A 19,762-nucleotide genomic window follows, 5' to 3' on the forward strand; every position below is an offset into this window, starting at 1 on the left:
CTGTGTCGCGTCGGTAGACGCATGCGACGGCGCGAATTTCTGGGGGGCATCGTCGGGACGCTCGGTCTGTCGGCGGTCGGCACCGCCTCGGGCCACCCCGGCCCGTACCGGCCGTACGGGAGCGTCTCGGTAGCGAACGCGGCCGAAGCGGTCCCGGGTCCGGACGACGAGTACGTCTACGTCGCCGCGATGGACGGGTTCGCGGTCGTAGACGTGGCGCGCCCGGACGACCCGCAGGTCGTCGCGGAGCGCCGGGAACTGCTCGCCGACCGCGAGACCGGCCCGCTCCGGGGGCTCCAAGACGCGAAGGTCGAGGGCGACCGGCTGATCGTCGCCGGGCCCGCCGATCCGATCCCCGGCGACGTGCTTCGGGGCGTGCTGATCTACGACGTGAGCGAGCCGACCGACCCCGAGCGAGTCGCCTTCTTCGAGACCGACTACCCGATCCACAACTGCTTTCTCCGGGACGGGGTCGCCTACCTGACCGGCAACGACAACGCCGACAACCCCCTCGTGATGGTCGACGTGAGCGGCGACGACCCGACCGAGATCGGACGGTGGTCGATCCCCGGCCACGAGTCGGCGTGGACCGAGACCCCCTCGAACCTCCGGACGGTCCACGACGTGTGGGTCGGCGACGGACGGGCCTACCTCGCCCAGTGGGACGCCGGGACGTGGATCGTCGACGTGAGCGACCCCGCGGCCCCGTCGTTCGCCGGCCGGGTCGGGGGTCGGTCCCGCGAGGAACTCGCGGCCGTTTCCGACGAGTCGGTCCGGGCCCAGATACTCCGCAAGCCCGGCAACCACCACTTCTCGATGCCCAACGACGACGGCTCGCTACTCGGGATCAACAAGGAGGCGTGGGCCGTCGACGGCCGCGGGACCCCCGGCGAGCTCGAACTCTGGGACGTCTCGGACCTCGAGGACCCGACCCGGCTGTCGACCATCGACCCGCCGCCGACCCCCGACCCAAGCCTCAGCGGTACGTGGACCACCTCCCACAACTTCGACATCGTCGGCGACCGGCTGTTCTCCTCGTGGTATCAGGGCGGGGTCAAGATCCACGACATCTCCGACCCCGCGAACCCCGAGCTGTTGGCGTGGTGGCGCAAGCCCGACGAGGCGGCGTTCTGGACGGCGAGACCGGTCACCGACCGGTTTTTCGTCGCCAGCAGTGCGGGCCAACTGGAGGGGAGTCGAGGCGCGCTGTACACCTTCGGCAACCACGCCGGCGAGCAGAGGAATCCGCCGTCGCTGACGACGACCGCGGGGGGCGATACCGAGACCACGACCGCGACAGGAACCGAACAGGCCGCGCTCGCCGACGACGCCACGACCGACGACGGCGCCTCCTCGGGCGTCCCCGGCTTCGGCGTGCCGGCCGCCCTCGCGGGGCTGGTCGGGGCGGGCGCGTGGCGGCGGTTGCGGGACTGAGTTCGCCGGGGCCGAGAGCGAGGGAGTCGGCGACCGGAGAAACTTTTATATAGAAGTTCATTCATTTTTCGAACGGGGATACAGATGTCGGAGTCAGGATTCGGACAGCAGCGCATGGGCGGTCGACCGATGTTCGTCCTCGCGGAGGACACCGAGCGCACCCACGGACGCGATGCACAGACGTCGAACATCGACGCGGGCAAGGCGGTCAGCGAGGCCGTACGCACCACGCTCGGCCCGCGAGGGATGGACAAGATGCTGGTGAGCGACACCGGCGACGTGACGATCACGAACGACGGGGCGACCATCCTGAACACGATGGACATCGACCACCCCGCGGCCCAGATGATCGTGGAGGTCGCCGAGTCCCAGGAGGCCGAGGTCGGCGACGGCACCACGACGGCCGCGGTGCTCGCGGGCGAACTCCTCGCGAAGGCCGAGGACCTGCTCGAGGACGACGTCCACCCGACGACGATCGTCGAGGGGTACGCCCGCGCCCGCGACATCGCGATCGAAGCCGTCGAGGAGCAGGTGCTCGACGCCGAGACCGACGACGAGTTGCTCGGGCAGGTCGCCGAGTCGAGCATGACCGGCAAGGGGACCGGCGACGTGACGACCGAGCGGCTCGCCGAGGTCGTGGTCGAGGCGATCCGCCACGTCGACGGCGAGGACGGCGTGGCCCGCGAGGACGTCCGAGTCCACACCCAGACGGGGGCTTCCTCGTCGGCGACGGAGCTCGTCCCCGGAGTCGTCACCGACGAGGAGCCCGCCCACGCCAACATGCCCCGCGAGGTCTCCGACGCGACCATCGCGGTCGTCGACGAGGAGCTCGGGGTCCGCGAGGCCGAGATCGACGCCGAGTACAGCGTCGAGAGCGTCGAACAGCTCACCGCGGCGGTCGACGCCGAGCGGCGCGAACTGGAGTCGTACGCCGAGTCGCTGTCGGCGGCCGGCGTCGACGTGGTGCTGGCGACCGACTCGATCGCCGACGGCGCGGCGGCCGCGCTCGCCGACGCCGGCATCCTCGCGTTCGAGAGCGTCGACGACGACGAGGCCCGGGCGATCGCCTCCGCGACCGGCGCGAGCCGGTCCGGCAAGGTCGAGGACGTGGAGGACGCGGATCTCGGTCGGGCCGAGACCGTCCGCGTCCGGACGTTCGGCGACGAGGACCTCGTGTTCGTCGAGGGCGGCGCGGCGGCCGAGTCGGTCACCGTCCTGATCCGGGGCGGCACCGAGCACGTCGTCGACGAACTCGAACGCGCCCTCTCGGACGCGCTCGACGTCGTGGCGGCCGCGCTCGACGCGGGCGGGGTCGTCCCGGGCGCGGGCGCGACCGAGATCGTCGTCGCCGACCGGGTTCGGGAGGCGGCCGCCGGCGTCGAGGGCCGCAGGCAACTCGCGGTCGAGGCGTTCGCCGACGCGGTCGACGTGCTCGCGCGCACGCTGGCCGAGAATACCGGGATGGACCCGATCGACGCGCTGGTCGACCTCCGGACCGAAAACGAGAGCCGCGACGGCCGGGCGGGCGTCATCGCCACCGGCCAGCACGGCGAGGTGGGCGACCCCGTCGAGGCGGGCGTCCTCGACCCGGTCGCGGTCAAGCGCGAGGCGTTCGAGTCTGCGACCGAGGCCGCGACGATGATCGCGCGCATCGACGACGTGATCGCCGCCGAGTAGGCGAGTCGTCGCGTCGAGACAGCAGTACTGTTTTCCCCGCCGCTTTCCCAAGATAGCCTAATGACCGAACGGCGCTCGTCGGAGACCGAGGACCGGAAAGACGACCACATTCAGATCGTGCAGGAACGAGACGTCGAGACCAGTGGAACCGGCTTCGGGGACGTCCGACTCGTCCACGAAGCGCTTCCGGAACTCGACCGCGACGCGATCGACACGTCCGTCGAGTTTCTGGGCCACGAGCTGTCGGCCCCGATCTTCATCGAGAGCATGACCGGCGGCCACCAAAACACCACCGAGATCAACCGAGCGCTGGCCCGGGCCGCCGGCGAGACCGGGATCGCGATGGGGCTCGGAAGTCAGCGGGCGGGCCTCGAACTCGACGACGAGGGCGTCCTCGAGTCGTACACGGTCGTGCGTGATGCCGCGCCAGACGCGTTCATCTACGGGAACCTCGGCGCCGCCCAGCTTCGAGAGTACGACGTCGAGACGGTCGAGCGCGCGGTCGAGATGGTCGAGGCCGACGCGCTCGCGGTCCACCTGAACTTCCTCCAAGAGGCCGTCCAGCCCGAGGGCGACGTCGACGGGCGAAACTGCTTGAGCGCGATCGAACGAGTCGCCGCGGATCTCTCGGTGCCGCTCATCGTCAAGGAGACGGGCAACGGGATTTCCGGGGAGACCGCCCGGAAGCTGACCGCCGCAGGGGTCGATGCGATCGACGTCGCCGGAAAGGGCGGCACGACGTGGTCGGGGATCGAAGCCTACCGCGCGGCCACCGCGAACGCGCCCCGACAGGAGCGCGTCGGGACCCTGTTCCGGGAGTGGGGGATCCCGACCGCGGCGAGCACGATCGAGTGCGGGGCCGAACACGACTGCGTGATCGCGAGCGGCGGCGTGCGCACGGGCCTGGACGTGGCCAAGGCGATCGCGCTTGGCGCGCGGGCCGGCGGGTTGGCGAAACCGTTCCTGAAACCCGCCACGGACGGCCCGGACGCCGTCGTCGAGCGGATCGAGGACCTGCGTGCCGAGCTGGAAACGGCGATGTTCGTCACCGGGTCGGGGTCGGTCCGAGCGCTCCGAGAGACCGACTACGTGTTGCAGGGAGCGACCCGCGAGTACGTCGACCAGCGAGCTATCGGCGAGTGACGCCCGGCTTCTCCGTCCCGCCGTGCTATCGGCTCCGTACGCTAATTCGGCGGTCGTAGACGAACAGCACGCGAGGAGCACAGACCGCGGTCATCGCAGGGACGCGCCGTCCGGACAGATTCGGGTCCGGTCGGGCAGTGCGCCCTCGACGCCGACCGCGAAGACGGTCTCGCCGACCATCGCCATGCTCGCGAGCCCGCCGGCGTTCTCGACCGACGCGACCGCCTCCCGGACCGCCGGCGTCGGGAGACCCGTCGCCTCGGCGAACGACCACGCCGCCCGGGTCAGCTCCGAGAACGACGGGTCGGCCGGGAGCGCGTCGAGCGTTCGGGTCCCCGCCCGCTCGATCCGGGCCATCAGTTCGTCGTCGCCCAGCATCTCCTCGGTGGCGATCCCGCCGAACGAGTCGTACTCGATCGGCGCGTCGGTCCCGACCCGCCACCGGTCGCGCCCGTCGCCGACCACCAGCCCGCCCATCTCTTGGACGAACACGTCGCCGAGCCCGGTGCCGGCCGCCACCTCCGCGCGGTGGGCGACCGCGACCAGCTCCTCGCGCGTCCGCCCGAGATCGAACGCCTCGTTCGCCGCGAGGGCGGTCGCGAGCGTGGCGGCCCCGCTCGCGCCGAACCCGCACCCGATCGGGACCGACGAGGCGAGGTCGACCGCCGCCGCGACGTCGAGGGCGTCGAGCGCCAACTCGACGGGTTCGAAGTCGGTCGGCTCGCCGTCGACCGCGACCGCGGGCTCGTCGGCGGGACGGACGTCCGCGACCACGCCGTCCTCGATCGCGAAGCTCGCGCCCATCGACTCGTCGCCCGACTCAGCGGGCGCGAAGACGGCGGTGACGCTTCCGGGGGCGAAGGCCTTCATGGGTCGGTATGGGTGGCGGCGGCGTTTGAATCCTCTGAACGCGGCCGGCCGCGCCCTCGGGGTCACTCCCCGCGCTTCGGGAGGTCCTCGACCGCGGGGCCGTTCAGCACCTCGCCCTCCGGTGAGAACCGCGAGCCGTGACACGGACAGTCCCACGAACCCTCGGCGTCGTTCCACCGGACCAGACAGTCCAGATGCGTACAGACCGCCGACACCGCCCGGATGTCGCCGTCCTCGTCCCGAGAGACCGCCAGCGGCGTGTCCCCCCGCCTGAGGACCGTCCCCTCCCCGGGCGCGAGGTCCGCGCCGTCCGCGCTCGCGAGGGCGGCCGCGGTCCAGTCCCGGGCGAACTGCGCGCCGACGTCGACGTTCTCGGCGAGGAGGTCCCGCCCCGACGCCGCGGGGTCGAACCGCTGGGGGTCGAACGTTCCGGCCCACGGCCGCGATTCCCCCTGCGCGAGAGCCGCGAGTAACATCCCGGCCGCGGTGCCGTTGGTCATCCCCCAGCCGCCGAACCCGGTCGCGCCGTAGACGCGCTCGGACGTCGGACCGAGTCGCCCGACGAACGGCACGTCGTCGACCGAGACGAAGTCCTGGGTCGACCACCGGTACTCGACCGACTCGACGTCGAAGTGCTCGCGGGCCTGTTCGAGGAGCCGCCGGTAGCGCGCCACCGTCGACCCGCCCTGTCCGGTCTTGTGGTTCTGGCCGCCGACCAGCGCCAGCGTGCCGTCGTCGGTCGGGTGCGGACGCACAGAGAAGTACGGATCGGCGTCCCGGTAGAACAGCCCGTCCGGCGGGTCGTCGGCGAGCCGAACCGCCAGCACGTACGACCGCTTGGGATACTGGCGCGCGAAGTAAAAGCCCGGGTCCTCGATCGGGAAGTGGGTCGCCACGATCACGTTCTCGGCGGTGACGGTCCCGCGCTCGGTCTCGACCTCGCAGGGCGAGCCGTCGTCGATCCCGGTCACCGCCGTCTCCTCGAGGACGTGCGAGCCCGCCTCCGGGATCGCCTCCGCGAGGTCGAGCAGGTACTTTCGGGGGTGAAACTGGGCCTGCTCGGCGAACTTCACGGCGCCGTGTGTCGCCCCGGGAAACGCCGGGTCGGGCACGTACGACGCCGGGAGCCCCAGACGCTCGGCGGCGGCCGCCTCGCGCTCGACGGCCCCACGCTGGTCCTCGTCGGCGGCGTAGGTGTAGGCGGGGACGCGCCGGAAGTCGCAGTCGATGTCGCGCTCGTCGACCCGGTCGGCGATCGCCTCGATCGCCGCCGCGTTGGCGTCGGCGTACCCCCGAGCGCGTTCGCGCCCGTGGGTCCGGAGCAGGTCGTCGTAGACGAGTCCGTGTAGGGCGGTGACCTTCGCGGTCGTCTTGCCCGTGACGCCCTCGACCACGCGATCGGCTTCGAGCAGCGCCACCTCCCGGCCCGCCTCCGCACACTCAAGCGCCGCGGTCACCCCGACGATCCCGCCGCCGACGACCGCGGTGTCGACCCGACGGTCGCCGTCGAGCGGTGGGAAGTCGGTCCGCGGCGTCGTGCTCGTCCACAGCGATTCGTGTCGTCCCGGTAGCTCTCGTTCGTGCATGCCCGAACCCCCCAGAATGTGGGCGTGATTCGATCGGGGCGGCCTTATCCCCACCGGCCGGCGGGGTCTCACTCGGGCGCGGGGATCGTCTCGGGCGGGCCCGCCGCCGACTTCGCGTCCAGAAAGTCCCGTTCCTCGGCCGCGAGGTCCTCCCGTCCCCGGTAGGCGTCGAGGCCCGCCCGATAGGTCGCCGGCGAGCGGTCGCCCGGCCGCACCAACACCAGTTCGGCGAGCCCGGTCTCCTCGCCGGCGTACCCGAACCCGGCCTTGTAGAGGGCGTGGTAGGCGAAGGGGTTGTTGACCGCGATCTTCACCCGGTCGTACCCCCGCGCGTCGAGCCGGTCGGCCGCGAACGCCGCGAGCCGCGCGCCGATCCCCTCCCCGCGGCGGTCGGCCCGCACCGTGACGTACCGGAGCCACGCGGCGGCCGGGTCGGTGCGGTCCTCGTTGAACGCGATCGCCCCGAGGCGGTCGCCGTCGGCCCCGTCCTCGCGGGCGACCGCCTTCCCGGTGTTGGACATCACGAACTTCCCCGCGTAGCTGAACTCCCGGTGGTCGAGCCGGAGCTTGGGGTCGTCCTCGGGCCAGCCGACCAGCGCGTACTCCATGGCTTCGGGTTGGGGGGCCTCCGGCAACTGTCCTTCGCTCCGGCACCGGTCGGCGCGCACCGCGGGAATCATAACGCGTCGGCCCCAACCGCCGGCCATGAGCAACGCCGTCGACGGACTGTTCGGGTCGCGAGTCGAGCGCTCGACCGGGACGGTCGGCCTCGCGGTCGGGGACCTGCTCGTGCTCGCGAGCTTTCTCACGCTCGGATCGATCAACCACGGCGTCGACCCGGTCGCGATGCCCGGGCGAGTCGCGGGCACGATCGCGCCGTTCCTCGCCGGGTGGGTCGTCGGGGCGCTGGCGATCGGCGCGTACGCCCCCGGAACGACCCGACGGGTCCGCACCGCCGTGGTCCGCGCGGTCGGCGCGTGGATCGTCGCCGCGCCGATCGGCCTCGCGATCCGGTCGACCGCGTACTTCCACGGGAGCGCGCCGTGGACGTTCGCGCTCGTCGTGACGACCGTGGGCGCGGTCTCGTTCGCGGTCTGGCGGGCGGCCGCGGTGGGGCTTCGTTAGCCCGCGACGCGGCGGTGGACCAGATAGGAGTAGGCGGTCGCGTACGCCCCGACGGCGACGACCGGCACGACGATGAGGAGAATCGCGGCGGAGGGGACGACCGCCCCGAGCGCCGCCACGACGCCCGCGAGTTTGAACAGCGGGGCCGCGCGGTCGTGGGTCCGGCGCCACACCTCCTCGTCCGAGAGGGTCCAGGGGGTCCGGATGCCGACGAACCAGTTCTGCTCGGCGCGTTCTAACACGACGCCGGCGTAGTAGAAGACGACCCCCATCGCGGGCGCGAGCGCCTGGATCATCCCGAACTCGAAGCCGGCGTTCCAGGCGAGCACCAGGAGGTGGAGGTACGTCAGCATCCCGACGACCAACACGACGAACGCGTCGTACTGCTCGCGAAACGCCGCGACGTTCTCCCCGAGGGGGTCGAGCCGGGGGAGGACCGCGAACAGCGCGAGCAGTCCCGCCGACACCGCGGGGATGGTCGCGAGCGCGATGACCTTCGGAGTCCGGCCGTCGGCCACGCCCGCGGCGTTCCAGTGGGTCGCCATCCGCGCGGGCATCTCGGGGGACGCCAGCGCGCTCGCCACGACTCCGACCGCCACGAGCGCGAGGCCGACCGCGTAGCTCTGTCGGGTGTCCATAGCCGGGAGTTCTCCGTGGTCGAAGGTAAATGTGTGGCCGATCGCGAGGGTCAGATCCGGCCGCGATCGCGCGTCGACTGCGCGTCGGTCGGATAACTCGCGAAAATATAGCGGCAATCGTGAGCTTCCCGGTATCGACGGTTTCGGGTCAGGAGACGCTCGAAACACCCTTGTAACCAACTCATAACTTATGAGGGCATTACAGAGAGAGTATTTCGAACCCACCAGAAACGCCCACCAGAGGTACGGGAAAGAATTATATACCCACGCCGCATAGAATGTAATAGATTATGACTGGGTACTACGACATCATTCTCGGACTCATCCCGCTCTCGCTGATCGGTATCACCGCCGCCATGAGCGCCATCGGCGTCTCGGTGACCGCCGCCGTCCCGGTCGCGGCGACCGTCCCGGTCGCGCTCATCGCTCACGCGCTGTTCGTCAACGGCCCCGTCGACCGGACGTCCGTCGCGACCACCCAGTCCGCGTCGGAGTCGAACGGCTTCGAGGCCGCCGACTGAACCGTCTCCCGACGACGCTATCCCCGTTTTTCTCCGGCGCCTCAACGGTTTTCAGGCTGGCCTGTGTTGGTTGGGCCATGAGCGACACGCTGTTTCTGACGAGCGAGGATGTGTCCGGACTCGCGAGCCCCGAGGAGTACGTCGAGGCGGTCCGAGAGGGTTACCGCCAGCGCGGCGAGGGCGCGCCCGCCGAACCCCGCACGAAGCTCCCCAACGCCGAACCGCCGGGGATGCTGACCGGCTACTCGGCGATCCTGCCCGAGACGGGCGCGATGGGCGGGTACATGTACGCCTCCGGGTTCGGCGCCAAGGACGCGTGGTTCGTGACGCCGGTGTTCGACGCCGAGTCGGGCGAGCCGATCGCGTTGCTCGACGGCGCGAGCATGAACCCGTTCAAGACCGGCGCGACCGGGGCGGTCGGCACCGACGCCCTCGCCCGCGAGGACGCCGACACCCTCGGGATCGTCGGTAGCGGCTCGCAGGCCCGCGGGCAACTGCGCGCGATCGCGGCCGTCCGGGATCTCGACACCGTCCGGGTGTACTCCCCGACCAAGGCGTCCCGCGAGTCGTTCGCCGCCGAGATGAACGAACAGCTCGACGCCTCGGTGGCGGCGGTCGCCTCCAGCGCGGCCGCGATCGACGACGCGGGTATCGTGGTGACCGCGACCACCGCCAGCGACCCCGTCTTCGACGGCGAGATGCTCGCCGACGGGGCCCACGTCACCGCGATGGGCCAGTACCACCCCGAAAAGCGGGAACTCGACGCGACGACGATCGAGCGGTCGACCTACGTCCCGGACCTCCGCGAGCGCGTCTCCCAGGATGCGGGGTCGTTCATCGCGGCGGTCGAGGCGGGCGTCGTCTCGGAGGACCACGTCCACGCCGAACTCGGCGAGGTCGTCGCCGGAGCGGCGCCCGGTCGGGAGACCGACGAGGAGGTCACCGTCTTCGACTCCGGGGGCACCGCCATCGAGACGGTGGCGGCGGCCCACATGCTCTACGAGAAGGCCCGCGAGGAGGGACTGGGGTCGGAGATCTCGTTCGCGCCCGCGAGCGAGGCGCTCACCGGGAAGTAATCCGAGAGGCGTTCAGGCCGCGAGTACCATCGCGGCGACGAAGTTCGAGTCGGTGCCCGCTCTGGTCTCGTGTTGCTTGCGCTCGGCGTTCGACATGTTTCGGGGGTGCGTCCAGTTCATAGACGGTTTAAATGTTTACTCGGATTTGAGTATGTCGTTCCGGTGGCGCCCCGAGAACGGCTCCCGGGCCAGTCGCGGTGACACACCGCACCTTACAGCCCGAGCGCCTGGGTCAGCGTCAGCCCGCTCGCCAGCGCGCCGATCAGGTAGCCGCCGATGGCGCCGCCGTTCAGCAGGGGAAGCCCGGCGTGGGCCCGGCCTTTCAGCACCATCCAGAGCAGGACCAGCAGGCCGGCCATCGTCCCGAGCAGGGAGGTCAGCGCAGGGAGGTTCAGCGCGATACCCGAGACCAGCGGCTCGGCCTCGGCGAAGAAGGCCGCGCTGGCGACCATCACCGTCGGCATCACGGCGTCGCCCAGCCCGATGAAGATGGCGTCGCGGTCGGTGATGTCGGGGCGCTCGGCCTCGGGGTGGTCGGCGTCAGCGCCGTCGGGGTTCGCGACCGCGTCCTCGGCGTCGTCGACCGACGACTCCGTGTCCGCCGGACCGTCGTCGTCGCCGTCGGAGTCGTCGCCGGCGTCGAGATACGAGTACGAGAGGGTCATCGGCACCACGAACACCACCGGAATCTTGAGATCCATCACGCCCGAGGCGAGCGTCAGCATGTGCTCGGTGCCGTAGACGCTGATCGCGTCGTAGATCGCGAGCACGCCCAACAGGAGGATGGCGGGCAACAGCCCGAAGCTGATGCCAAAGAGGCCGGCCGCCCCCGCGCCGATGATGACCCCGGTGGCGTCGATGACGTACCACTCGGGGTGGACCAGCAGGGCGACCGACACCGCCAGCGCGGCGCCGATCGCGAGGACGTTCACGGCCGCGCCGTCGACGGTCACGGCGAGGCCGGCGGGCATCACCACCGAGAAGACGTACCACGACAGCAGGCCGCTGGTGAGGATGATCCCGCCCCGGAGGAGCCACTGCACGTCGAGTTTGATGATCGCGAGCATCGCCGCGGTCAGGACCAGCACCGCGCCGACGTACAGGAGGCTGTTGGTCGGGTCCGAGGGGTTCTCGACCTGCTGGTAGCCGGCGCGCTGGAACGGCTCGACCAGCGCCAGCGCGCCGAGTTGGACCAGCAGAAACATCGCGACGGTGAGCCCGACCGCCCCGAGCAGACGCGTTCTGTCTTCCATGTCGGGACGCTCGCAGGCCTCGGCCTTTGGGGTTGTGGATTGGGACGGTCAGCGGGCGTAGAGCTTCTCGCCCAACAGCGTCGGGAGCGCGACCCCGTGGTCGGGCGAGACCGCGACGTACGGGCGCGAGACCGGCCCGAACACGTCGACGACCCGCCCGACCGCGGTCAGCTGTTCGTCGACCGCCTCGGTCCCCACGTCGGGGTGGCGTTCGTCGCCGCACCGGACGATCGCCAGCCCCTGTGCGGTCCTGACGACCTCGCCGAGACGCTCCATCAGTCCCGGAGCGCCGCCGCGTACGCGGCGACCGCCTGTATCAGGTCGTTTTTCGTCGAGTCGTCGGCGTCTTTCACCAGCACCCGGCCCCGCTCGTCCCAGTTCTCCCGGGAGTAGGCCTTGTCGCGCTCGATGACCGCGTCGTACCCCACCTGCTGGACCGCCTTGGCGATCTCGTCGACGGTCGGCTCGGCGATCGCCATCTCGGCGGCGACCCGTCGCCCCTCGTTCCGGCTCTTGTCCGCGTCGAAGTACGCGGGCCAGAGGACTTTCTCGACCATACGTGGTCGGTCGGACCCGTCGGTTAAACACCTTTCCCGTTCGGAACTTCAGCGCCGGCCGGCGAGAAGCGCCGCCCCGGCGAGGGCCGCGAGCGCCGCGGGCACGCCGAATCCGGGCACGCCGCCCGACGCGCCGCCGGATTCGGTGGTCGTCTCCGTGGTCGCGTCGGCCATCGCGCTCTCGTCGGTCGTGAGCGCGGTAGTGGCGGTCTCGGCGGTTTCGGTCGTCTCTATCGCAGTCGTTTCGGTCGCAGTCGTTTCGGTCGCGTTCGCCTCGGCGTACGCCTCGGGGTGGAACGCGTCGGCCATCCGGACGATCGCGTTGACGACCCGCGGCGCGGGCTGGCTGATGTTCTGGTTGCTGACGGTCATGACCTGCCCGTTCTGGACCGCGTGGGTCCCGTTGTAGGCGTCGGTCTTCGGGTACGCGCCGAACGCGCCGAGTTCGACGATCCACTCGGGGTCCTGCTGGACGATGATCTCTTCGCTGATCGTCTGGTAGCCCGAGACGTTGGCCTCGACCGCGACGTTGGTCCCGCCCGCGAGCTCCACCATGCTGTTGATGAAGGTCCCGTCGCCGGCGGTGTAGCCGCCCCCGACCGAGACGAACACGCCGGGCCGCTCGGAGTTCTCGACCGCCTCCTGAACCGTCGCGATGCGGTCGCGCATCGAGGTGACGGTCTCGTCGGCGGCTTCGCAGTTACCGGTGAGTTCGCCGGTCACCTCGGTCTTCGCGTAGATGTCGTCGATCGACGCGGCGAACCCGAACTTGTAGACGGTGAGTCCAGCCTCGCGGAGCTTGGTGACGGTGTCGTTCGAGATGACGTTCGGCGCGAGGACGAGGTCGGGCTGGGTCGAGACCACTTTCTCGACGCTGATCCGGCCCTCTCCGGCGGCCGAGACGTTCGTGCGCTCGGCCGCACCGTCGAGATACAGCGCGTGTTCGGACAGCCCGACGACCTGAGACTCGCCGCCGATCTCCCACATCGTCTGGGCCGCGCTCGGCGAGAGGGTGGTGACCCGCTCGGGGCGCTCGTCGACAGTCACTTCAGTTCCCGTCGCGTCGGTCGCGGTTACCGGGAACGAACACTCCGCCTGGGCCGTCCCGGCGGCTCCGACTCCCGTCGGGACCGCCGCGACGACCAGTAGTGCGAGCAGTGCGCTCGTGAGTTTCGCCTTCATGCGTCACCACCTCGGACAGTATCCAATAAGTATTTACCTAAAGCAAAGAGGCTTTCATACGATGCGATGGGGCGCTCGCGCGGCGTGGTGGTCGGCCGGACTGGTCGCCGCGCTGATCGGGGTCGTCGTGGTCAGCGCGGCGGTCGGGCCGGTGAGCCTCGACTACGTCGTCGTCGGAAAGGTGTTAGTGAACGCGCTCGCGATTCCCGCGGGCGTGGCGTTCGACGAACACACCCTCCGGCTCGCCGGGGCGGCGCTCTCGATTCCCGTGCCCGCCGTGGAGTTCCGGTCGGCCTTCGACTTCGCGGTGCCCGAGACCGCCCGAACGATCGTGATGACCCTCCGACTGCCCCGGATCGCGCTCGGGGCGACGGTCGGGTTCGCGCTCGCCACCGCCGGCGTCGTGATGCAGGGGTTCTTTCGGAACCCGATGGCCGACCCCTCGATCATCGGCGTCTCCTCTGGGGCGGCGGTCGGGGCGGTCGCCACGATCGCGCTCCCGTTTGCGGTCCCCTTCGGACTGCCGACGGCCGCGTTCCTCGGCGCGATCGTCGCGGCGTTCGGGGTCTACCTGCTCGGCACCGAGGACGGCCGGACGCCGGTCGCGACGCTGTTGCTCGCGGGCGTGGCCGTCCAGACGTTTCTCGGGGCGATCGTCTCGTTCCTGCTACTCCACGCCGGCGAGAGCCTCGAACGGGCCGTCTACTGGCTGATGGGCCACCTCCACCTGGCGTCGTGGGACGACGTGACGCTCACGCTCCCGGTCGCGGTGATCGGGTTCGCGGTGCTGTTCGCGTACGCACGGGACCTCAACGTCCTACTGCTGGGCGAGGAGGACGCCCACGCGCTCGGCGTCGAGGTCGAGCGCACCAAGCGCCTCCTGCTGGCGGTCGCCAGCGTGGTGACGGGCGCGGCGGTCGCGGTGTCGGGCATCATCGGCTTCGTCGGCCTCGTGGTCCCGCACGTAATGCGACTGCTCGTGGGGCCGGACCACCGCGTCCTCCTGCCGACCTCCGCGCTTGCGGGCGCGACGTTCCTCGTGGCGACCGACACGGTGGCCCGCTCGGGCGCCGCCGAGATCCCGGTCGGCATCGTCACCGCCTTCCTCGGGGCGCCGTTCTTCCTCTATCTGCTCCGGACGCGGGAGGTGCACGCGCTGTGAGCGACGGGGCGAGCGGCGACGACCGCCGATCCGCGATCGAGATCGACGGCGTGACGGTCGAACTCGGGGGCAACCGCGTCCTCGATTCGGTGAGCGCGAGCGTCCCGGAGGGGCGGTTCGTCGGACTGGTCGGCCCGAACGGCGCGGGCAAGACCACGCTACTCCGGGCGATCCACGGAGCCGTCGGCCCCGACGCCGGCGAGGTCCGCGTGGCGGGCGATCCGATCGCCGACCTCTCCTCGAAGGAGGCGAGCCGCCGGATCGCGGTGGTTCCCCAGGACACCGGCCTCGCCTTCGACTTCCCGGTCGAGGAAGTGGTCGCGATGGGGCGCAACCCCTACAAGTCGCGGTTCTCCGGGGCCAGCGACGCCGGTCGCGAGCACGTCGAGGCCGCGATGGAACGCACCGAGGTGGCTCGGTTCGCCGACAGGCCGATCACCGCCGTGTCGGGCGGCGAGCGACAGCGCGTCCTGCTCGCGCGGGCGCTGGCTCAGGACGCGCCCGCGCTGTTGCTCGACGAGCCGACCGCCAGCCTCGACATCAACCACCAGGTCCGGACCTTGGAGTTGGTCCGCGAACTGGTCGACGACGACGGCAAGACCGTGATCGCGGCGATCCACGACCTCAACCTCGCGGCCCACTACTGCGACGAACTACTGTTGCTCGCCGACGGCGGAATCAGGGCGAGCGGCGACCCCGCGACGGTGCTCTCGGAGGGGCACCTCGAAGCCGCGTTCGACACGCGGGCGGTGGTCTCTCGCCACCCGGTGACCGGCTCGACGTACGTCACCGCCCTGCCCGAGCGTCCCGACCGCCCCGCGGGCCGCGTCCACGTCGTGGGCGGCGGCGGGACGGTCTCGCGGCTGTTGTACGTGCTCTCGGCCGCGGGCTACGAGGTGTCGGTCGGCGCGCTCAACGAGGGCGACTCGGACCTCGAGACCGCCCGGTCGCTCGGGCTCGAGGCGGTGACCGAAGAGCCGTTCGCGCCGGTCGGCGAGGCGGCCAGACGCGAGGTCGAAGACCGGATCCGGGCGGCCGACGCGACCGTGCTCGCCGACGTGGAGGTCGGGACGGGCAACCTCGCCAACCTCCGGGCCGCCCGGGAGGCCGACGAGGTGGTCGTGGTCGAGGAGCGCCCGTTCGCCGAGCGCAACTTCGCCGGGAGCGAGGCCGCCGCGCTGTACGAGTCGCTGTCCGAGCGCGGCCGGGTGGTCGGTCCCGACGAACTCCTCTCGGCCGTCGCCGCCGCCGTCGAGCGCTCCGACCCGGTCGGCCGCGTCGACGCCGAGTGACTCAGTCGTCGTCGGCTTGGGCCGCCGGCGGGTCGATCCGTCGGTCGAGGAAGCCGTCGAGGAGTTCGAGCGACCGGATCTTCTGATCGATGTCCGACGAGCCGTGGCCCTCCTCGCCGAGTTCGTGGTACTCGAAGTCGCCGTCCTCGCCCTCCTCGTAGCCGAGGTCCAGTAGCGTCTCGCGGAAGATGCGCGCCTGCGAGACCGGGACGCGCCGGTCGTTGACGCCGTGGGTCATCAACAGCGGTGCAGAGAGGTTCTGGGCGTGCTCGACCGGACTGCGCTCGCGGTAGAGGTCGGGGTTCGTTTCTGGCGTCCCGAGGTTGGTCTCAAGTAGCGCGGTCCGGAAGTGAGGCATGGTGTTCTCGTACATGTCTTCGAGATCGGTGAGCCCCACCGAGGCGGCCGCGCCGGCGTAGAGGTCGGGGTACTGGACCGCCTGCCAGTAGGCGGAGTAGCCGCCGTACGACCCGCCGTAGACGACCACGCGGTCGCCGTCGAGCCACTCGCGGTCGTCGAGGACGTGCTCGACCGCGGTCGCGATGTCGCCCTGCTCGGCGCCGCCCCAGTCGTCGTAGATGGACTCGACGAACGCCCGACCCCGGCCGGTCGAGCCCCGGTAGTTCACCTGGAGGACCGAAAAGCCCCGGTGGACGAGAAACTGCGTGCGGTAGTCGAACGACTTCCGGTCGGCCGCCCGGGGCCCGCCGTGGGGGTTGACGACCAGCGGCGAGGGACGCTCGCCCGAGTCGTACAACAGCGCGCCGATGTCGAGGGTCTCGTAGGGGTCGAGGTCGACCGCTCGCGCGGGCGTCTCCGGGACCCCGTCGGACTCGAAGGTGAAGTACTCGGCGTCGGCGAAGTCCTCGCGCGAGAAGGGACCGTACTCGCGGTCGAAGCAACGCTCGTACTCGTCGGTCGCCAGATCGTAGTCGAGGAGTTCGGTTCGGCGGGTGGGCGTGGTGTAGCTCACGAGCACGCGGTCCTCGTCGATGACGCGCTCGCTGGTCCACCCGAACGAGGCCACCCCGTCGGGGAGGTCGAACTCCCGACACTCGCCGGTCGCGGCGTCGTAGACGACAGGGACGGTGGTCGCCTCGCGCATCCGGGTCGCCACGAACCGCTCGCCGTCGGGCAGGAAACACCGGGGGGACTCCTCGCGTTCGAGGTCGCCGTACCACTCCACCGCGTCGGCGTCGAGGTCGTAGATCCCACACCGACCGAGATCTTCGGTGTTGTCGGCGATCAGGAGTCGGTCGCCCTCCGGCCCCCAGTCGACCGGCAGGACCTCCGCGCCGGTCGCGCCCACGTCGAGGTTCCGCGGGTTCGACCCGTCGGTGTCGGCGACGTAGACGTCCTCGTTTGTGAGGTCGTCGGCCTCGTTGGTGGCGTACGCGACGCGCTCGCAGTCGGGCGAGAGGTGGCCCGCCCGCACCGCCCGGTCGTAGTCGGTGAGCTTCGTCGTCTCCCCGGCCGACAGGTCCCGGCGGTAGAGGTTCATCTGGCCGTCTCCGTTCGAGCCGACAAGCAGGGTCTCGCCGTCCTCGCCGACGTCCTGGAGGCTGGCCTGTCCCGCCGACTCGAACACCGGTTCGGTCGCGCCGGTCGCGTCGATGGCGTAGACGTCGTTTTGCTCGTCGCCGTCCTCGTCGCGATGGAAGAAGACGCGCTCGCCGTCGGCGGCCCACGCCACCGGCCACCGGTTGTTCCGGGGGACCTCACCGTCGCTCCAGCGCTCGCGCTCGCCGGTCTCGACGTCGAGGACGTGGAGTTCGTTTCGCCCCGTCCCGTTGTAGTAGAAGGCGACGGACTCGCCGTCGGGCGAGACGGTCGGGTGGGCCATCTCCGGCAGGCGAGCCAGCGCTTCGAGCGGATCGGAGCCTGAGAGTTCTGTCATCCGGGCTACGTAATGGGCATGGGCGACAAAACCTTTTCCCCGGAGCCGGGGTCGCCGCCTCGGGACGCTGAGGGACTCAGAGCCCTCACAGCGGCGCGTACCGCCGAACGCCCGCGAGGACCTCCCGGGAGACCGTCGACCACTTGGGGTCGCTGACCGACTGGGAGAACCGGTAGGCCACCCAGACCAAAAGCACCGCGAACACGGCGTCGATGACCCAGTGGATGCCCAGATACAGCGTCGAGAAGACGATGCCGACCGTCAGGGCGGTCACGGTGTTGGCGTACCGGCCGTCTACCTTCCGGGCGTACAGCGCCGCCAGCACCGACAGGCCGGTGTGGAGGCTCGGGAACGCCTTCACCAGCGTGTCGGTCGAGAAGATACCGTACTGGATCGCGGGGCTGAGTTCGTACATCAGCGGATCGACCGTCGAGAGGTACAGCGACGACACCTTCACCGGGAAGAGGAGGAAAAACGGGACCGCGGTGACGACCAGCACCGTGTAGGCCAGCGCGTACCGGTGGGCCTGCTCCTCGTCGTGGGCCTTCACTTTGAAGTACGTGAACAGGACCACGAACGGGAACCCCACGAGGTAGATCCCGGTCGCGACGACGGTGAGGGGGGTGACGGCGATCGCCTGAAACATGGCGACGGTCGCGCCCTCGACGGCGTACACCATCCCCGTGAACGTCCGCGGGGCGTGAAAGTGCATCGCCAGCGTGTTCACGCCCTGCGTGACCACCCACGCGACCCCGAGGTACTTCCAGTCTGTCCGGACGAAGTCGCCGACGAGACGCCGGAACCCCACGTCCGGCAAGAAGAGTCGCTTGCCGACGAGCATGACCGCGACGCTCGGGACCGCGACGAGGAGGGTAAACTGGGTGCCCAGCGGGAGCGAGCCGAACCGGGCGGCCAGCTGTGCTGCGGGAGACATATTCGTGGGTGTTACGCCGCGCTTCGGTAAAGTATTTGACTATCTGGGCGAGCTACTCGTCGTCGGCGTGGTACATCGCGCGCCGGAGCACGCCTCGAAGCGTCCGGAGCTCTCGGCCGGTCGGGTGGGCTCGACCGAGCAGTCGCCGGGCGAGCCGCAGGGTCTTCTCGCGTTTCTCCTCGGGGTGGTCGATCGCGTCGAGGAACGAGCCGAAGTGGTCGTAGAACCCCTCGATCTCGGCCTCGTCGGCCCGCTCGCGCTCGACGTCGGGGAGCTGGGTCTCGGGGACGGTCAGCTCCCGGAGCTCGTAGAGGGTGACGGTGGCGGCCTGCCCGAGGTTCAGCGACGGGTAGTCGGCGCTGGCCGGGATCGAACACACCTCGTCGAGGCGCGCGACCTCCTCGTTGGTCAGGCCGTTGTCCTCCCGGCCGAAGACGAGGACGGTCGGGGCCGCCACGTCGCGCAGGCTGTCGGCGAGTTCGTCGGTGGTCTTGAACGGGAACCGCCGGTGCTTGCGGGCGTCCTCGTTGGTCGTGGCGGTCAGCCCGACGGTGTGGTAGTTCTCGACGAGATGGTCGAAGCTGACCTCGTCGTAGTTCGGGAGCACGTCCTCGCGGGCCTGGCCCGCGTAGCCGTACGCCTCGCTGTCGCGGCCGAACGCCGGGGGGTCAACCAGCTTCAGGTCGTCCATCCCGAAGTTCTTCATCGCCCGAGCGATGGTGCCGATGTTGCCCGGCGTCTTCGGCTCGACGATCGCGACGGCGGGCTTCATTTGGGGTAGTCCTGATTCAGATCGAGGTCGTCCTCGTCGATAGTCACGTCCTCGCGGTCGTCGGTCCCGTCGTCGTCCCGGCCCTCCTCGACGGTGGTGACCTCCATGTTCCGGAGGTCGATGCGCTCTCGCTCCGCGCCGGGGACCTCGACTTCGAGGTCCTCGGGGTCGGGGTCCGGCGGCTCGGGGACGTCGTCGGGGTCGGTCTCGACGTGCTCGATGCCGCCGTACCCCTCGGGCGCGCGCCCGCCGTCGAGAAACCACTCGTGGAACGCGTCTTCGAGTTCGTCGCTTCCCTTGTACCGGCTCCCGCCGGCCTCGGCGAACCAGTAGCGGAAGTCGGCCTCGTGCTCCGAGCAGAGCACGACCTCCGCGAGCGGTTCGCCGTAGACGACCTCGGTGACGTTGCACTTCTCGATGTTCTCGTCGCCGTGAATCAGCCAGCAGGCGTCGCACGGCGACCCCACCAGCGCCTGAAGCCGGAGCAGGCGGTCGCGGGGGTCTTGGGGGATCTCGTCCAGCGGCCGGAACTCCCCCTCGTCGGTGAACACCTCGTCCTCGTCGAAGCGCCAGCCCCGGAGGCCGATGCTGACCTTGCCCATATAATCGGGCGTAGTCGTCGCGGGGTCAAAAAGAGCGCGTT

At 70.3% G+C, this 19,762-nt stretch carries 20 protein-coding genes; 8 read left to right on the plus strand and 12 right to left on the minus strand.

The annotated features are described in order from the left end of the window. Window positions 1-21: 21 nt before the first annotated feature. From EPL04_RS08180 to fni, 3 genes are all read left to right on the plus strand, one after another. Window positions 22-1,434, plus strand: coding sequence for a hypothetical protein (locus EPL04_RS08180; protein WP_134670840.1), 1,413 nt, complete (start codon window positions 22-24; stop codon window positions 1,432-1,434). A 114-nt stretch (window positions 1,435-1,548) separates the two neighbouring features. Next, complete coding sequence (gene thsA / locus EPL04_RS08185) at window positions 1,549-3,111, plus strand: thermosome subunit alpha (RefSeq protein WP_134670964.1); 1,563 nt, start codon at window positions 1,549-1,551, stop codon at window positions 3,109-3,111. 60 nt (window positions 3,112-3,171) lie between these two features. Continuing rightward, a complete protein-coding gene (gene fni, locus EPL04_RS08190) occupies window positions 3,172-4,254 on the plus strand; it encodes a type 2 isopentenyl-diphosphate Delta-isomerase (protein WP_134670841.1) in 1,083 nt (360 codons plus the stop codon). Between the two features lie 90 nt (window positions 4,255-4,344). On the opposite strand, the gene EPL04_RS08195 is transcribed toward fni, so the two are convergent. From EPL04_RS08195 to EPL04_RS08205, 3 genes are all read right to left on the minus strand, one after another. Continuing rightward, window positions 4,345-5,124, minus strand: a complete 780-nt coding sequence (locus EPL04_RS08195; RefSeq protein ID WP_134670842.1) for a GHMP family kinase ATP-binding protein — start codon at window positions 5,122-5,124, stop codon at window positions 4,345-4,347. 62 nt (window positions 5,125-5,186) lie between these two features. Continuing rightward, window positions 5,187-6,710: an FAD-dependent oxidoreductase gene (locus EPL04_RS08200; protein WP_134670843.1), complete on the minus strand. Its 1,524-nt coding sequence runs from the start codon at window positions 6,708-6,710 to the stop codon at window positions 5,187-5,189. A gap of 68 nt (window positions 6,711-6,778) precedes the next feature. Next, the gene (locus EPL04_RS08205; RefSeq protein WP_134670844.1) at window positions 6,779-7,318 is read right to left on the minus strand and encodes a GNAT family N-acetyltransferase; all 540 of its coding nucleotides are present in this window, start codon (window positions 7,316-7,318) and stop codon (window positions 6,779-6,781) included. Window positions 7,319-7,415: 97 nt separating this feature from the next. Here EPL04_RS08205 and EPL04_RS08210 point away from each other — a divergent pair, with 97 nt between their 5' ends. Then, window positions 7,416-7,835: a DUF3054 domain-containing protein gene (locus EPL04_RS08210; RefSeq protein WP_167599441.1), complete on the plus strand. Its 420-nt coding sequence runs from the start codon at window positions 7,416-7,418 to the stop codon at window positions 7,833-7,835. Here the strand turns inward: EPL04_RS08210 and EPL04_RS08215 are convergent. Next, on the minus strand, window positions 7,832-8,473 hold the full coding sequence (locus tag EPL04_RS08215; RefSeq protein WP_134670846.1) for an SdpI family protein: 642 nt from the start codon (window positions 8,471-8,473) through the stop codon (window positions 7,832-7,834). The genes EPL04_RS08210 and EPL04_RS08215 overlap by 4 nt on opposite strands. Window positions 8,474-8,763: 290 nt before the next feature. On the opposite strand from EPL04_RS08215, the gene EPL04_RS08220 reads away from it, so the two are divergent. After that, entirely contained in the window at window positions 8,764-8,994 is a 231-nt protein-coding gene (locus EPL04_RS08220; RefSeq protein WP_134670847.1) for a hypothetical protein, read from the plus strand. A gap of 77 nt (window positions 8,995-9,071) precedes the next feature. After that, window positions 9,072-10,070, plus strand: coding sequence for an ornithine cyclodeaminase family protein (locus EPL04_RS08225; RefSeq protein WP_134670848.1), 999 nt, complete (start codon window positions 9,072-9,074; stop codon window positions 10,068-10,070). 212 nt (window positions 10,071-10,282) lie between these two features. Here EPL04_RS08225 and EPL04_RS08230 read toward each other — a convergent pair whose 3' ends face one another. Genes EPL04_RS08230 through EPL04_RS08245 form a run of 4 tightly spaced genes read right to left on the minus strand, consistent with a single transcriptional unit; the run spans window position 10,283 to window position 13,062 of the window. Continuing rightward, on the minus strand, window positions 10,283-11,323 hold the full coding sequence (locus tag EPL04_RS08230) for a presenilin family intramembrane aspartyl protease PSH (RefSeq protein ID WP_134670849.1): 1,041 nt from the start codon (window positions 11,321-11,323) through the stop codon (window positions 10,283-10,285). A 48-nt stretch (window positions 11,324-11,371) separates the two neighbouring features. Continuing rightward, complete coding sequence (locus EPL04_RS08235; RefSeq protein WP_134670850.1) at window positions 11,372-11,599, minus strand: H/ACA ribonucleoprotein complex subunit GAR1; 228 nt, start codon at window positions 11,597-11,599, stop codon at window positions 11,372-11,374. After that, on the minus strand, window positions 11,599-11,880 hold the full coding sequence (gene srp19 / locus EPL04_RS08240; RefSeq protein ID WP_134670851.1) for a signal recognition particle subunit SRP19: 282 nt from the start codon (window positions 11,878-11,880) through the stop codon (window positions 11,599-11,601). The genes EPL04_RS08235 and srp19 overlap by 1 nt, the downstream gene beginning before the upstream one ends. A gap of 48 nt (window positions 11,881-11,928) precedes the next feature. Beyond that, window positions 11,929-13,062 (minus strand): PGF-CTERM-anchored ABC transporter substrate-binding protein, encoded by a 1,134-nt coding sequence (locus EPL04_RS08245; protein WP_134670852.1) that lies wholly within the window; start codon window positions 13,060-13,062, stop codon window positions 11,929-11,931. Window positions 13,063-13,123: 61 nt separating this feature from the next. Here EPL04_RS08245 and btuC point away from each other — a divergent pair, with 61 nt between their 5' ends. Together btuC and EPL04_RS08255 are read left to right on the plus strand one after the other, a co-directional pair. After that, window positions 13,124-14,224 carry a vitamin B12 ABC transporter permease BtuC gene (gene btuC / locus EPL04_RS08250; RefSeq protein ID WP_134670853.1) on the plus strand — a complete coding sequence of 367 codons (1,101 nt, stop codon included), beginning with the start codon at window positions 13,124-13,126 and terminating at the stop codon, window positions 14,222-14,224. Then, window positions 14,221-15,516: a heme ABC transporter ATP-binding protein gene (locus tag EPL04_RS08255; protein ID WP_167599442.1), complete on the plus strand. Its 1,296-nt coding sequence runs from the start codon at window positions 14,221-14,223 to the stop codon at window positions 15,514-15,516. Before btuC ends, EPL04_RS08255 begins: the two co-directional genes overlap by 4 nt. 1 nt (window position 15,517) lies before the next feature. Here EPL04_RS08255 and EPL04_RS08260 read toward each other — a convergent pair whose 3' ends face one another. From EPL04_RS08260 to EPL04_RS08275, 4 genes are all read right to left on the minus strand, one after another. Next, the gene (locus tag EPL04_RS08260) at window positions 15,518-17,413 is read right to left on the minus strand and encodes a S9 family peptidase (protein ID WP_134670854.1); all 1,896 of its coding nucleotides are present in this window, start codon (window positions 17,411-17,413) and stop codon (window positions 15,518-15,520) included. 85 nt (window positions 17,414-17,498) lie between these two features. Then, on the minus strand, window positions 17,499-18,347 hold the full coding sequence (locus EPL04_RS08265) for a phosphatase PAP2 family protein (protein WP_134670855.1): 849 nt from the start codon (window positions 18,345-18,347) through the stop codon (window positions 17,499-17,501). A 52-nt stretch (window positions 18,348-18,399) separates the two neighbouring features. Next, window positions 18,400-19,119 (minus strand): RNA methyltransferase, encoded by a 720-nt coding sequence (locus tag EPL04_RS08270; RefSeq protein ID WP_134670856.1) that lies wholly within the window; start codon window positions 19,117-19,119, stop codon window positions 18,400-18,402. Next, window positions 19,116-19,721 carry a hypothetical protein gene (locus tag EPL04_RS08275; RefSeq protein ID WP_134670857.1) on the minus strand — a complete coding sequence of 202 codons (606 nt, stop codon included), beginning with the start codon at window positions 19,719-19,721 and terminating at the stop codon, window positions 19,116-19,118. The genes EPL04_RS08270 and EPL04_RS08275 overlap by 4 nt, the downstream gene beginning before the upstream one ends. Window positions 19,722-19,762 lie beyond the last annotated feature (41 nt).

It is taken from the genome of Halorussus marinus (genome assembly GCF_004521895.1).
Lineage (GTDB): Archaea > Halobacteriota > Halobacteria > Halobacteriales > Haladaptataceae > Halorussus > Halorussus marinus.

Excerpts from the sequence above, each read along its gene's own strand:
- EPL04_RS08180 (WP_134670840.1), top strand. The coding sequence starts at position 22 with ATGCGACGGCGCGAATTTCTGGGGGGCATCGTCGGGACGCTCGGTCTG.
- EPL04_RS08200 (WP_134670843.1), bottom strand. The coding sequence starts at position 6,710 with ATGCACGAACGAGAGCTACCGGGACGACACGAATCGCTGTGGACGAGC.
- EPL04_RS08195 (WP_134670842.1), bottom strand. The coding sequence starts at position 5,124 with ATGAAGGCCTTCGCCCCCGGAAGCGTCACCGCCGTCTTCGCGCCCGCT.
- EPL04_RS08275 (WP_134670857.1), bottom strand. The coding sequence starts at position 19,721 with ATGGGCAAGGTCAGCATCGGCCTCCGGGGCTGGCGCTTCGACGAGGAC.
- EPL04_RS08205 (WP_134670844.1), bottom strand. The coding sequence starts at position 7,318 with ATGGAGTACGCGCTGGTCGGCTGGCCCGAGGACGACCCCAAGCTCCGG.
- EPL04_RS08270 (WP_134670856.1), bottom strand. The coding sequence starts at position 19,119 with ATGAAGCCCGCCGTCGCGATCGTCGAGCCGAAGACGCCGGGCAACATC.
- EPL04_RS08220 (WP_134670847.1), top strand. The coding sequence starts at position 8,764 with ATGACTGGGTACTACGACATCATTCTCGGACTCATCCCGCTCTCGCTG.
- thsA (WP_134670964.1), top strand. The coding sequence starts at position 1,549 with ATGGGCGGTCGACCGATGTTCGTCCTCGCGGAGGACACCGAGCGCACC.
- EPL04_RS08210 (WP_167599441.1), top strand. The coding sequence starts at position 7,416 with ATGAGCAACGCCGTCGACGGACTGTTCGGGTCGCGAGTCGAGCGCTCG.
- EPL04_RS08235 (WP_134670850.1), bottom strand. The coding sequence starts at position 11,599 with ATGGAGCGTCTCGGCGAGGTCGTCAGGACCGCACAGGGGCTGGCGATC.
- fni (WP_134670841.1), top strand. The coding sequence starts at position 3,172 with ATGACCGAACGGCGCTCGTCGGAGACCGAGGACCGGAAAGACGACCAC.
- EPL04_RS08265 (WP_134670855.1), bottom strand. The coding sequence starts at position 18,347 with ATGTCTCCCGCAGCACAGCTGGCCGCCCGGTTCGGCTCGCTCCCGCTG.
- EPL04_RS08230 (WP_134670849.1), bottom strand. The coding sequence starts at position 11,323 with ATGGAAGACAGAACGCGTCTGCTCGGGGCGGTCGGGCTCACCGTCGCG.
- srp19 (WP_134670851.1), bottom strand. The coding sequence starts at position 11,880 with ATGGTCGAGAAAGTCCTCTGGCCCGCGTACTTCGACGCGGACAAGAGC.
- EPL04_RS08225 (WP_134670848.1), top strand. The coding sequence starts at position 9,072 with ATGAGCGACACGCTGTTTCTGACGAGCGAGGATGTGTCCGGACTCGCG.
- EPL04_RS08215 (WP_134670846.1), bottom strand. The coding sequence starts at position 8,473 with ATGGACACCCGACAGAGCTACGCGGTCGGCCTCGCGCTCGTGGCGGTC.
- btuC (WP_134670853.1), top strand. The coding sequence starts at position 13,124 with ATGCGATGGGGCGCTCGCGCGGCGTGGTGGTCGGCCGGACTGGTCGCC.
- EPL04_RS08260 (WP_134670854.1), bottom strand. The coding sequence starts at position 17,413 with ATGACAGAACTCTCAGGCTCCGATCCGCTCGAAGCGCTGGCTCGCCTG.
- EPL04_RS08245 (WP_134670852.1), bottom strand. The coding sequence starts at position 13,062 with ATGAAGGCGAAACTCACGAGCGCACTGCTCGCACTACTGGTCGTCGCG.